This is a genomic window from Cellulomonas sp. NPDC055163, from assembly GCF_053607065.1.
Window position 1 is genome coordinate 11,266 of record NZ_JBSGSU010000015.1, and the last position, 13,235, is coordinate 24,500.

At 67.8% G+C, this 13,235-nt stretch carries 9 protein-coding genes; 6 read left to right on the forward strand and 3 right to left on the reverse strand.

What is annotated here, in order from left to right; genetic code table 11:
* Nucleotides 1-230 precede the first annotated feature (230 nt).
* Both ACWFNE_RS20225 and ACWFNE_RS20230 read left to right on the forward strand, forming a co-directional pair.
* Nucleotides 231-2,972: a DEAD/DEAH box helicase gene (locus ACWFNE_RS20225; protein ID WP_452124220.1), complete on the forward strand. Its 2,742-nt coding sequence runs from the start codon at nucleotides 231-233 to the stop codon at nucleotides 2,970-2,972.
* 2 nt (nucleotides 2,973-2,974) lie between these two features.
* Nucleotides 2,975-5,110, forward strand: a complete 2,136-nt coding sequence (locus tag ACWFNE_RS20230; RefSeq protein ID WP_452124221.1) for a site-specific DNA-methyltransferase — start codon at nucleotides 2,975-2,977, stop codon at nucleotides 5,108-5,110.
* A gap of 467 nt (nucleotides 5,111-5,577) precedes the next feature.
* On the opposite strand, the gene ACWFNE_RS20235 is transcribed toward ACWFNE_RS20230, so the two are convergent.
* From ACWFNE_RS20235 to ACWFNE_RS20245, 3 genes are all read right to left on the reverse strand, one after another.
* Nucleotides 5,578-6,729 (reverse strand): IS30 family transposase, encoded by a 1,152-nt coding sequence (locus ACWFNE_RS20235; protein ID WP_452124222.1) that lies wholly within the window; start codon nucleotides 6,727-6,729, stop codon nucleotides 5,578-5,580.
* Nucleotides 6,730-6,926: 197 nt separating this feature from the next.
* Nucleotides 6,927-7,463: a DUF1990 family protein gene (locus ACWFNE_RS20240; protein WP_452124223.1), complete on the reverse strand. Its 537-nt coding sequence runs from the start codon at nucleotides 7,461-7,463 to the stop codon at nucleotides 6,927-6,929.
* Nucleotides 7,460-8,077: a recombinase family protein gene (locus ACWFNE_RS20245; protein WP_452124224.1), complete on the reverse strand. Its 618-nt coding sequence runs from the start codon at nucleotides 8,075-8,077 to the stop codon at nucleotides 7,460-7,462. Before ACWFNE_RS20245 ends, ACWFNE_RS20240 begins: the two co-directional genes overlap by 4 nt.
* Before the next feature lie 553 nt (nucleotides 8,078-8,630).
* Between ACWFNE_RS20245 and ACWFNE_RS20250 the strand changes: the two genes are divergently transcribed.
* The 4 genes from ACWFNE_RS20250 to ACWFNE_RS20265 all read left to right on the forward strand — a co-directional run bounded on the left by ACWFNE_RS20250 (nucleotide 8,631) and on the right by ACWFNE_RS20265 (nucleotide 13,174).
* The gene (locus tag ACWFNE_RS20250) at nucleotides 8,631-9,083 is read left to right on the forward strand and encodes a peptidase inhibitor family I36 protein (RefSeq protein WP_452124225.1); all 453 of its coding nucleotides are present in this window, start codon (nucleotides 8,631-8,633) and stop codon (nucleotides 9,081-9,083) included.
* 102 nt (nucleotides 9,084-9,185) lie between these two features.
* Entirely contained in the window at nucleotides 9,186-10,094 is a 909-nt protein-coding gene (locus ACWFNE_RS20255; RefSeq protein ID WP_452124226.1) for a hypothetical protein, read from the forward strand.
* Nucleotides 10,095-10,246: 152 nt separating this feature from the next.
* On the forward strand, nucleotides 10,247-11,287 hold the full coding sequence (locus ACWFNE_RS20260) for a peptidoglycan-binding domain-containing protein (protein WP_452124227.1): 1,041 nt from the start codon (nucleotides 10,247-10,249) through the stop codon (nucleotides 11,285-11,287).
* Complete coding sequence (locus ACWFNE_RS20265; protein ID WP_452124228.1) at nucleotides 11,288-13,174, forward strand: ABC transporter ATP-binding protein/permease; 1,887 nt, start codon at nucleotides 11,288-11,290, stop codon at nucleotides 13,172-13,174. It abuts the gene before it with no gap.
* Nucleotides 13,175-13,235: the final 61 nt, after the last annotated feature.

The following is a 13,235-nucleotide window of genomic DNA, read 5'->3' on the forward strand; positions in this document are numbered from 1 at the left end:
TCGAACGGTGTGGCGTTGAGGTGCACCCCAACGTGACAGCCCGGCGCGCGCCGCCCACGTCGGGGTCCACGTGCGGCACCGACGTGTCCTTCATCCCTGATCGTCCGCCTGCCCCTGCCTATGGTTCACCCACCTGGCCGAAGGGCTACGTCGTCGGCCGCCCGTAGCGGCGTGAGCGCCGCCACCGCGCGGATAGGCTCGGCCGGCGGCAGGCCGGCGAGGGAGCGTGTGTGAAGTACGAGCTGTTCGACTACCAGGAGGACGCCGTCGCGGCGCTCACCAAGCATCTCATCCGCGCGACCCGCGACCACGACGAGGATCCCGACGAGCGGTCCGCTGTCGTGCTCGCAGCACCGACCGGTGCGGGGAAGACCGTCATCGCGACCGGGGTCATCGAGGCGTCTTTGGACGGGGACGAAGCGACCCCGGGCGTCGAGGACGCAACGTTCCTGTGGGTCACCGACGACCCGTCGCTGAACCGGCAGACGCTGCAGAAGATGTACGACTCCTCCTCAGACCTCAAGCTCAACCGGTTGACGATCATCGAGAGCGACTTCGACGAAGAGGTCTTGGCCCCTGGGCGCGTCTACTTCCTGAACATCCAGAAGCTGAGCACCAACGCGACGCTGTCGAGGTCGCGGGTCGACGGACGCACCTATTCGCTATGGGAGACGATCGCGAACACGATCGTGCAGCGCCCGCACGGTTTCGTCGTCGTGGTCGATGAGGCCCACCGGGGCACAACGACGGCTGCCGCGTCAGGGCGAAACAGGGAGACGATCGTCAGCCAGATCATCGGCGGCGGCACGACCGGTCGCCCTGCGGCGCCCGTCGTGTGGGGGATCTCCGCGACGCCTCGGCGGTTCCTTGGGGCTATGGCGGAGGCCGGGCGCACGACGAAGCAGCACACTGTGCGCATCGAGGATGTGCGCGCCTCGGGGCTTCTCAAGGAGCAGATCGTCCTGGGCCACACCCAGGGCATCGACGCCGCCGAGTCGGCACTCGTCCGGTTCGCGGTGCAGCGCGTGCGGCTGTACGACCAGAAGTGGGCCGCGTACACCGCGTCGACGGGAGAGCCGGCCGTCCATCCCGCGTTGGTCATCCAGGTGGCCGACAAGCCGACGCCGGTCGAGCTGGCCACGCTGATCGGCACGGTGCTTGAGGAGTGGCCTGGCATCGGGCCAGAGGCGGTCGTGCACACGTTCGCCGACCACGCCGCGGTGACCGCGGGCGGCTACGAGATCCCCTGGTGCCCGCCGGAGGACATCCAGGACCGCACCGAGGTCCGGGTCGTGCTGTGCAAGACGGCCATCACGACCGGGTGGGACTGCCCGCGCGCGGAGGTCCTGCTCTCCTTCCGGGTGGCGCGTGACCTCGACCTCATCACGCAGGTGATGGGCCGGATGGTCCGCACCCCCCTCGCGAGGCGCATCGACACCGACCAGGACCTCAACGCCGTCCACTGCATCCTGCCGAAGTTCGACAAGGCCGCCGTCGAGGCGATCGCCCAACGGTTCCGCGTCGGCGACGACGAGACCCTCGCGAGCGGCACCGCCGTCATCATCGATGCCGTCGAGCTCGCGCGGAACCCGACCCTTGCACCGGCGCCGGCAGCAGCCCTCGACGTCGCGCCCCGCACGACCTCGTCCTCTTCGGTGGCCCCGAACTCAGACGACTTCGGCCTGGCGTCGGTCGACGAGACGAGCGCGGCCCTCGCCTCACCGACCGAGGCTGCGCAGTCGACGCACTCGAGCACGACGAGCGCGGGCAGCGGCGAGCTGATCGAGGCCGGCGGACTGTTCGCCGCCGACGCGGCACCGGTGCACGACCTGAGCGTCGCGGCACCGACGTCGGTGTTCGATGTGATCGCCGCGCTGCCGTCGTACACGATCCCGCGGCGCACGCTGCGCTCGCCCATTGACCGGCTCACCCAGATGGCGATCCTGCTCGCCGGTGAGCACGACGGCGTGACGATCGACGCGAAGGCGCCGATCAAGGCCCGGGCCGCGCTGCTGTCCGTCGCCGACGAACGCCGGACGGTTCTTGAGGAGTCCGGCGAGCTCGACGAGCTCGTGCGCGGCGCCGGCGTCACACGGCTCTTCGAGCGCACCGTGGGCTTCGCCAACCCGAAGGCGGTCAGCACCGACACCAGCTCCGAGCTCGTGCTCGACGCCCGCGGCGTGCAGATCCTGATGAAGCGCGCCGAGGCGCTGCTCCCGCAGGGGCTGGCCAACGCTTATGTCAAGCGCCTGGCCGAGCGCGACGACCAGATCCGCCAGGCTCAGCTGACCACCATCGCCCTGGCCGGCGACCCCACCCTGCCGACCGCGCTCAAGAACCGCGCCTCGCACATCGTCGAGCAGTGGTTCAAGGACTACGGCGGCGCCATCACCCGGCTCCCCGCACCCGAGCAAGAGCGGTTCGACCGCATCAAGCGCGAGTCGGACCGGCCCCTGCTGACCACGATCACCCTGCCCAGTAACAAGACCGAGAGCTCCGCCGGCACGGCATGGGAGCGGCACATCCTGTCTGACGCAGACGGGCTGTACCGCACCGAGCTGCAGGGCTGGGAGGAGCACGTGCTGCGCACCGAGCTCGCAGCCGGCGCCGTGGCCTGGTACCGCAACCCGTCCACCGGCCGGCACTCGCTGCAGATCCCGTACACGACCGCCAGTGGGATCAGCGGGCTCGCTCCCGACTTCGTCTTCGTCGACCAGGTCGCTGGTCAGCTGGTCGCCTCGCTCGTCGACCCGCACGGCACCCACCTCGCCGACGCTGTCGACAAGCTCAAGGGGCTCGCCGCCTACGCCGCGACTCACGCGGACGCCTACCACCGGATCCAGTCCGTGGCGCTGGTGGACGAGCACTACCTCCTGCTCAACCACAAGGACCCGCTGATCCGCGCCGCCGTCATGGCTTTCGAGGGCACCGACTCGCGAGAGCTCTTCCGTGCGCACGGGACGAGGTACTGACCGTGGCGCACATCGACAACCTCATCGACTCGATCAAGGACCCCCAGCTGCGCACGGCGCTGCGCGCCGAGTACGACAAGGTCACCAAGAGCCGGCGTCTGGGCCTGGTCTTCGACCGCCACCTGCCCGAGTCGGTCGTCCTTCCCGGGTTCGCGATCCGGGAGGGGGAGAAGGTCCAGGTCATTGCGGACGGCTCCGACGACCCAGCGGACATCGACGGCTCCGGCGTCTGGACTGTGACCGACGTCGGGGCCACGCACACCCAGCTGCGCGATGGCAACGGGGAAGCCCGGCAGGTCAGCAGCGGGCGCCTGGTCGCCACGCGCGAGTTCGGGGATCCCATCTACCCGGGCCTGCTGCCCACCGGCCGCGTTGTGCGTGGGGGCGACGCGGACGGCGACGACGGCGGGAAGCCGTTCCACACGGTCATCAACGCGGAGAACTACCACGCGCTCGAGGCGTTGCTCTTCGCCCACGAGGGCCAGGTCGACGCGATCTACATCGACCCGCCGTACAACACCGGCGCCCGCGACTGGAAGTACAACAACGACTACGTCGACGACGCCGACCCCTACCGCCACTCCAAGTGGCTCAGCTTTATCGAGCGCCGGCTGCTGCTGGCCAAGCGGCTGCTCAACCCCGCGGACTCGGTCCTGATCGTCACCATCGACGAGAAGGAGTACCTGCGCCTCGGACTGCTTCTCGAGCAGGTTTTCTCCGACGCCCGAATCACGATGGTCACCGCGTCGATCAACGCTGGCGGCTCAACGCGGACCGGCACCTTCGCCCGGTCCGCTGAGTACATCTTCTTCGTGCAGCTGGGCGCCTCCCACCCCGCCCCGCTCCACCTCGGAGAAGAGTGGAACCCCGTCAAGACGGCGAACAAGAACAACATCCGGTGGAACATGCTGATGCGGTCGGGCACGCAGCCGTTCCGCACGACGCATCCGAACCTCTTCTACCCAGTGTTCGTCAGGTACGCGGCGGACGGCCCCGTCTTCGACTCGGTCGGAGAGCCGTTCTACGGCGACGGCTGGCAGGACGTCGTGCCGCCTGCTGGCTGCGAGGCCGTCTGGCCCATCCGTCAGGACGGCAAGGAGGGTCGCTGGCAGATCTCGCCCGACGCGCTGCGCGAGCTCATCACCCTCGGCTACGCCCGGATCGGCACCTGGCGTGGGGCCAGCAGCTCGCTGAGCTACCTCAAGCAGGGTGAGCGCAAGAAGGTCGACGACGGGACCTTCCCCGTGACGGGCCGCCGCTCCGATGGGTCGGTCATCACCGACGGCTCCGGATACCAGGCGCGCTACGTTCCGAACGACGTCTGGCGGCTGACCAGCCACGACGCCGGAAACAGCGGGAGCCGTCTGCTCGCGCGATTCCTGCCTGACCGCACATTCCCGTTCGCCAAGGCGCTCTACGCGGTCGAGGACGCACTGCGGTTCTTCGTCGCGAACAAGCCCGACGCGCTCGTCCTCGACTTCTTCGCCGGCTCAGGAACGACCACCCACGCCGTCATGCGGCTGAATCGCCAAGACGGCGGTCGCCGCCGCAGCATCTGCGTCACCAACAACGAGGTCGGCGTCGCCGAACAGGCCACGCTGCGCGCTCGAGGGCTCAAGCCCGGCGACGAGGAGTGGGAAGCACTCGGCATCTGCGACTACATCACCAAGCCGCGCATCCGAGCCGCCATCACGGGCACGGCTGCGACAGGGACGGCGGTGGGCGGCGACTACCGGTTCGTCGACGAGTTCGCGATGGCCGACGGGTTCCGCGAGAACGCCGAGTTCTTCACCCTCACCTATGAGGACCCCACGCTCGTTTCGCTCGGGCGCCGGTTCGAGGCGATCGCGCCACTGCTCTGGCTGCAGGCCGGCGCGCGGGGCGAGCGCATCGGTGAGGTGGCCGCGGAAGGCTGGTCGATCCCCCCGGCGGCCTGCTACGGGGTCCTGTTCGACACCAGCACGTGGGGCGCTTTCGTAGCTGCGGCTGCGCGGCGTGACGACCTCACGCACGCGTTCATCGTCACCGACTCGCTCGTCGAGTACCAGCAGGTCGTGGCGCGGCTCGACCCGTCTCTCCGGACGGCCCGGCTCTACGCCGACTACCTGCGCAGTTTCGAGATCAACACTCGAAGCTAGCCCGAGCCGTGACCGACGACGTCGGGTTTGTGATGTCATCGCCGTCGGCGACGTGAGTGCGTCCGCGGGTGTGACGACCTTCGCCATGGTGGCCGATATCGCTGGCGGTCTCAACCGGTCAACGCACCACGTGCCCCGTCACATGTACCAGGATTCGAGGACGACAGGCGGGTGCTTCCGGTGGAGAGGCACGGTGACGTGAGGTGCGCGAGCGCGAGGGTGGGTGGCGGTGTCCAGGAGCCGACTGATCGACAAGTGGGAAGAGGACCTGCCCGGTCTCTCGGACGACGGCGTCCGAGACCGCGTGCGTATGGCCCGGGAGAACGCCGGGGACTCTGTCGCTCGAGGTATGGGTCGGAATCCGAAGGCGGGCCGGATGTGGCGCGCGAAGTTGCAGTCGGCTGAGGCCGAGTTGGAGCGGCGAGGGCTGCGGCTCTAGCCGTAGAGCGGAGAGGAGGGGAACGGGCTCAGCGTGCGTCGGCCGTCAGGCGCTGGTGCAGTCGCTGGTAGTGGTCGGTTGCGCTGTCCCAGCCCAGGACTCGGCGGGGGCGCGCGTTGATCCTGGCGGCGATGTCGTTGAGATCGCGCTGGGTCAGGGTGCGCAGGTCGGCGTTCTTGGCCAGGTACTGGCGCAGCAGCCGGTTGGTGTTCTCGTTCGACCCGCGCTGCCACGGGCTGGCAGGGTCGCAGAAGTAGACGGCCGTCCCGCACGCAGCGGTCAGCTTCTGGTGTTCGGCCATCTCCCGGCCGCGGTCCCAGGTCAGCGAGAGCCTCAACTGCGCCGGGACCTGGGCGAGGTCGTCGACCAGCCGCGCCCGAACCTCGTCCGCCTTGTAGCCGTCAGGCAGACGCACCAGGCGCACAAACCGGGTCTGTCGCTCGACCAGCGTCGCCACTGCGCTCGGGCGCCGGCCCATGACGAGGTCACCTTCCCAGTGCCCGGCCACGGTGCGCCCGGCGACCTCGTGCGGACGGGAATGGATCGAGGTCATGTTCCGCAGCCGGCCCCGCCCGTCGCGGCGACGCACCATCCGCGGATGACGCAGCGACCGCCCCGTCCGCAGATGCCGTGCCGGGCGTTCCCCGAGCTCACCACGGCCCGCGACATAGACCGTGCGGTAGATCGTCTCGTGGCTGACCCGCATCACCGGATCCTGCTGCTCCTTGGACAGCCACGCCGCGATCTGCTGCGGTGACCAGTCCAGTTCCAGCTTCGCCCGCACCTCTCGGGACAGCGCCGGGTTCATCGCGAGCTTCGTCGGCTTCGGTCGCCGACCTCGGACCAGCGCTGCCGCGTCACCGTCCACCGCTCGGTAGCCGGCTCGACCCCCGTTCCAGGCGACCTCCCTTGAGACGGTCGTCGCCGACCGCCCCAACGCAGCAGCGATCGCCCTGCACGATCTCCCAGCGGCCAGGCCCCGAGAGATCTCCTCCCGCTCCGCGGCGCTCAACCGCCGCGGGTCCCGTCGCCGCACCGGCGGACGGACCCCACCGTGAGCGGCCAGGACCCGACGGACTGTCTCCGGGTGACACCCCACCGACCGCGCGATCGCCCGCACCGACTCCCCGGTCCGCCACCCCGCCCACACCCGGTCCTCGACCGACCCCACCAGCTCCACGCCCGACCTCCCGCCCGGAATCCTCCCGTGCGGTGCGTTGACCGGTTGAGACCGCCATCATCTGCGCACGGTGCGCGGAGGCCGGGGCTGCCGTGCGTCGAGCAGGTGTCCGGAACTCGCGTACGCAACCGCTGGCCGCTCGGGCGCAGCGTGGACGAGTTGTGTGACAGTGCCGGAGCGGGGTGCGCGGGGGGCTCTCATGGGGCGAGTGCGCGCAGGTACCGGCGGGTGGCGGCTCGTTGGGCGGCGTGGGTGAGAGGTCCGCCGAGCCGGGCGTACCAGCTGGCCGGCCGGGAGAAGGCGGTGATCTCGAGCCAGACGGTGGCGCGCTGGTCGATGCGCACGACGAAGGCTTCCTCGCCGCACTCCGGGTGGCCGGTGAGCGTGCCGTAGGCGAAGCCGCGCCGCGCCCGATCGTCGATCAGCGCGACAACGCGGCAGGGTGCGCGGAGCGCCACGGGCCCGACCCGGGCGGTGAGATCGACGACGAGCCCGACCCGGGCGGGTGGGGTTCCGGGGGTCGGGTGCACGCCGGCGCGGCGGTGCAGCTCCCAGCCCACGACCGCGTCTGCTGAGTGTTCGAACAGCGCCCGCCCAGTCCCCAGCTGAACGCGATGGCTCCGGTGGCGGTACCCGTCCGGTAGCTCGGCTGCCAGAGAGGCGCCGATCTCGCGATAGGTCAGCGAGCGTGAAGGCGCGTGGCTCGGCGGGACGGCGCCCTCGGGCAGCGTCACCGTGGCTCCGGTTCGGGTGACCCGGCGGCGGTGACGGGTGTGGCGGGTCGGGGTGGCATGTGGCGGTAGAGGGTGGCGCGGGTGATGCCGGTCTTGGCGGCGATCTCGGCCATGGTGTGCCCGGCCTCGCGCAGGTGGATGGCGTAGGTCAGCTTGTCGGGGTCGACGACGCTGGGGCGTCCGGTGCGCCGGCCGGTCTTGGCGGCGACGGCGCGGGCGTGGGCGGCGCGCTCGAGCATGTAGGTGCGTTCCATCTGGGCGAAGAGCGCCAGCAGCACGAGGGCGAGTTGCCCCATGGGGTCGGTGGGGTCGGCGGAGTTGACCTTGATGGGGTCGGCGAGGTTGCGCAGCCCGACGCCGCGGTCGGTGAGGTCGTGGATGAGGTTGAGGGTGTCGCGCACGGTGCGTCCGAGCCGGTCGAGGGTGTGCACGACGATGACGTCGCCGGCGCGAGCGTAGTCGAGCAGCGCGGTCAGCCCGGGGCGGTCGGTGTGGGCGCCAGACTTCTTGTCGACGAAGATCCGCTCGGTTGGGATGCCGGCGGCGGTGAGGGCGTCGATCTGGCGTTCGAGATCCTGCTTCGCGGTCGAGACCCGCGCGTAGCCCAGCTCCATGCGCCGACCGTAGCGGAACTCGTTGCCGTGGCGGTGTTCTGCGACGCGCGTTTAGCGAGGGCTTCTGGAGCGCGACACTCCGTCACCGTCGGCGCGGGGGAGCGGCTGCCGCGGACCGTCTCACTTCCAAGCAAGTGAGACACGACATCGGCGTCCGAGAAGCGGCAGGCAAGCAATCGAGAAATGGTCGCCCCATCATCGCGATCCGGGACCTCCGCCGTGCTGGCGTCCCGCCGCACCTTGCTAGGGGGCAGCCCTTCCAGGAACCAGAAAAGCTACCGTCTGGTCGCCATTGATTGGAGAGGCGCGTGTAGGCCTACGGAGCTGCATCGAGGGCTGCTACCGTGTCGTACGTCGTCGTGACGACGGTCATTTAAACCGGTCACGGTGATGCTTTGCGGCAGGGGGCGAACTTTTAGCTGATGCATATTCCAATATTGCTGCCAGCGTAGAAGAAGGTGCTTCTAGGTGTCGCCATGAAATATGCATGGCGCAGCGCTGCCGCGGCACGCCCTCATTCACGAGTGTTTGACACCAATCATAGGAGCAACGCATGAAGCGTACTTTCAATAGGGTCGTTGCGATCGCCGCGACCACTCTCGTGGCGGTGGCGGCTGCGGTAGCGGGGGCGGGCGCGGCCTCCGCGACTGCCTGCCCGTCTTCATACACGTGCACCTGGGACGGGTACAACTACCAAGGCAACGGGAATACCGCGGAATATTTCGGATTCAAGAGGTATGTCCCGGACTACCGCTCATTCACATACGCGATCAGCGGCACTAACACTAATGACAGCGCCTCTTCGATCTCGAACAACGGTGTCACGAGCACGATGTACGCGTTCATCCACCTCAATTGCACGGGATACAGCTTCGGACTCCCGAAGAACACCGGGGATGGTAACCTTAGCGACGACGTTGGCAACGTGACAGGCGCCAGTCTGTACGGCTTCAACAACGGCCTCACGAGCGCGTCCTTCGACTCCTACCTTGGTAGCTGCTACTGAGGACTGGACGATTTAATCCGGTCTTGTGCTGAGCCGCGGCGTGGGCGCACTGCTCGCCCACGCCGCGGAACGCAATGAATGCTTACGAAAGTTGATCTCGCGATGAGCTTCCGCCTTTCCTTGGCTAGCGCTCTGCTGGTCGCCGCTTTTGCGCTATCTGCATGCTCGGGCCCTGCGGCCGATGATGATGGTGATGGATCCGCAAGTGCCGCTGCTCTGCCCGCCCAAGACATTGATCGATGGGCAATGCCGGTAGACCAGTACGTGCCACAGAATCAGCCAATGCTCGATTATGCTGAAAATGTCTTGATCAGTGAGTGCATGGCGGCTGCCGGGTACACATGGACTGTGCCGGAATATGACATTCATGCTCCGGATTCGCCTACCCGAAACGCGGTCAATCGCGTGCTATTTAATCGGACTACCGCTGCGAACTGGGGATACCTCCCGGCGCCTAGCACGCAGAAAAACATTGCGGCGCAGCAGGCTGCCACGACGAAGGAGCTGCCTGAAGGATCGGAAGGCACGTTCACGCAGTGCATCGCTGATGTGCGCGCGGATCAGTTACCACTCGAGTCCAGCCAAGCCCGGAACTTCGCTGCGTCACTTGGAATGGCTGCCGATCAAGCGGCCCGACTGGACAACGACGTGCTAGCCGCGGCAGAAGAGTGGCGCACGTGCATGGAGCCGTTGGGCGTTTCAGATCTGCCTGATGGGCCAGAGGGGATGCCTTCGGACTCGCTGAGAGCCGAGTTCGGTCGGGCCGGGAACGGTGAAGCCGACGCCGATCGCGGCGGGGAGGGCGCAAGCGCGCGTGAGATCGAGGTGGCGACGTTCGACGCGGCGTGCCGCGACTCGTCCGGGTGGAGTGAAGCTCGGTATGAGGCAGAGTGGGAGCGGCAGGTAACGGCCGTGGAGGAGAACGCTGATGCGCTTGAGCGAATCTTGGCCGAGCACAAGGAGGTCGATGCTCGGGCGCTGGCAGTCCTCGCAGAACGCGGGCTCGGATGATGTCGCTCGCTAGCCCTCACAGGCGCCGGGTGGGCGTTGGGGTACTTATCATCTCGGTGATCGCCGCGGTGGCGGCGGGTTGGATCGCTGCCTCACATCTTGAGTCGCCCGCGCAACGTGAGGCGGCTGCGTCCGCTCCTGCACCCGGACCGGTGACCGTGCCGGTGGTCTCGCAGGCACTGGAAGAGACGGCGTCCGCACGAGGGACCGTAGTTCAGGCGGCGACAGAGGCGGTGCCCCTCGTCTCAGGCGACGGGAACGCGGTGGTGACAGATGCGCTTGTGGAAGCCGGCTCAACGGTGGCGTCCGGACAAGTTCTGACCGAGATCAACGGCCGACCGGTGATCGCATTGCAGGGGAGGTTCGCGTACTACCGCAATCTGTCGCCCGGGGCTACAGGACCAGATGTTTCGCAGCTGCAGTCCGCGCTTGCGGCTGCTGGCTATGCAGTTCGCGTTGATGGAGATTTTGGTCCTAGCACGGAACGCGCGGTGCGAGCGCTCTACCGGGCCGCGGGGTACAAGGTACCCGACGAGGTCATGGCCGAATCACCAACTAACGACGCCGCCGATTCGTCGGCCGAACGGCCGTTGCCAGACCTACCCGCCACGCAGGCGCCGGTTACTCCCGTCGCGCCGGTGCGCCAGATCGTCGTCCCGGCGAGCGAGATCACGGCGATCAGCACACTCCCAGCGACCGCTGTCACCGTGCCGGCGGTCGGGACTTCCCTCAGCGGAGATCCCGTTGCCGTCACCTTGAGTTCGGGCGACCTTATCGCACACGTCAACGTTGCGGCCTCGCTACTAGTGAGGTTGACCGACGAGACCCCGATCACGATCTCGCGGGACGACGGGCAAGAGGTGGCGGCCACTGCTCTCACTTTGCCGGCTGTGGGCGACCAATCCGAGGTGATGGTCAACGTGCGGCCGGCCGCGGGATTCTCTCCTGACTGGTTAGGCGCGGACGTACTCGCCGTTTTTGTCCTGCAGAGTGTCCAGGGTGAGTCGCTGGTCGTCCCGACTGCGGCCGTGGTTCCGGGAGGTAACGGGCCGCCTACTGTGCTGCGTCTGGAGGACGACGGCTCGTTTCGCTCGGTGCCTGTGACAGAACTCGGCTCACTGGGAGGTAGGACTGCGATTGCCCCGGTCGAGCCCGAGGCCCTAGCTGTCGGGTCGCTGGTTAGGATGGACTAGGTGCCTGACCTCGAATTGAGAGACGTTCGTCGCATATTTCCCGGTGCCCCCCCAGTTGCGGCGCTCGACGGCATCTCATTGAAGATCGCCCAAGGGGAGTTTGTCGCGATTGTCGGCCCCTCCGGGGGCGGAAAATCGACGCTGCTCAATCTGCTCGGGCTCCTCGACGCGCCCTCCGATGGCAGTTACTTCATCGGCGGGGTCGACACCGCCGGAATGAGCGACGGTGCACGCACAAAGCACCGGAGCGACACGTTCTCCTTTGTTTTCCAGGCGTTTCATCTGCTCGAACGGCGACCTGTGGCCGCCAGCGTTGAGCTCGGGCTCATCTATCGTGGCGTGAAGGCTGGGCGACGCAAAGAGTTAGCACGCGACGCGCTCAGCCGTGTGGGCCTCGAGCGGTTTGCAGAGCGGGATACGTCCCTGTTGTCCGGTGGCGAGCGCCAACGGGTGGCGTTGGCGCGCGCCCTCGCCACGACTGCTCCGGTGCTCCTGGCGGACGAGCCCACCGGAAACCTCGACTCGGCCACGAGCGCCACCGTCGTCGAGTATCTACGTCAGGTGAACGATTCTGGGATCACAGTAGTTCTCGTTACTCATGACCTCGCCGTCGCGGAGGCGGCAGACCGGCGGGTCTTCGTTCGCGACGGCCGACTGGTAGAGCAAGTCCGTGCCCCCGCGAGTATGCCGCCCACTCCCGCCCCGGAGCCTCCTCCGGGCAGCGGGGCGGTCCTCAGGCGAGGGGACGTTCTCCGAGACGCCCTTGGGTCGCTCGCCTCCAGACCGGGCCGCACCCTCGGTCTCGTGACGGCTGTCGCAGTTGGTGTTGGTCTCGCCACCGCGACGACAGGGCTCTCCCAGTCGGCCCGGAGCCAGGTGACTGCTAGCTTCGACGCCCACGCAAACAAGCAGGTCACTGTGGCGTGGTCACCGACGTCCTTCCCGGACGGGTGGGGACGTGACGGCGAGGTGCTGGTGGATGGGCTCGACGGACTTGCGGGCGTCGCTGAAGCCGGACTTGTCGACGACCTTGGGCCCCATACGCTCCAGCTGACACCGCAGCGCGAACCCACTAATCATCCTGTCGTGGGAATTTCCGCGATGCTGCCTGACGCCGCCGAGATGGAGATCACTTGGACAGGCGAAGACCGTGTCTTAGGGAACGATGAAGTCCTCCTCGGCCGCACGCTCGCGACCCAGGTGGGACTTGGACCGCTCGCCGGCAGACCCCGCGTGCTGTTGGACGGGCGCGAGGTCAGCGTGGCCGGCGTCATCGAGTCCTCGACTAGAGTCCCCGAAGCGGTCGCGGCCGTGGCCGTCACACTGGATGACAGCGGAAAACTGGGCAGTACCGGCTACCGCCGCGCAGTTCTCACGACCGTCGCTGGAGCGGCGCAGCAGGTCGCTCGGCAGTCGGCGGCTTTTCTCGATCCGGCTGGCGAGCTGGATCTCGACGTCAGTGCTCCCGTCGACCCGAGCACACTGCGCGCTGAGGTGGAGTCGGACGTACGCGCCACTCTCCTGGTCCTCAGCCTTGTCGCGGTGATCGCCTCGATCCTCAGTCTGATGAATGCCATGGTTATGTCGGTGCTCGAGCGGCGCCAGGAAATCGGAATGCGCCGCGCGATCGGGGCCCGCGCGCGCCACATCATCGCTCTCGTGCTTCACGAGTCGGCGCTGATCGGCGCAGCGGGTGGAGCGGCTGGCCTGTGTCTCGGACTGGCCGCGGTCCTCGCTATCACCATCTACCAGCACTGGGCGCCCGTCTTTGACCTAGTTCTTGCGCCGCTCGCAGTTGGGGTCGGGATCACCATCGGCGCGCTCGCTGGACTGCTGGCTGCGGTTCAAGCTGCGCGCATTGACCCTAGCGCCGCGCTCCGCCTGTAGCCCTCCGCGAATCGGCGTCTCTGGCGGCTGCATGCTGGTCACCACCTGTCGAACTCGTCGA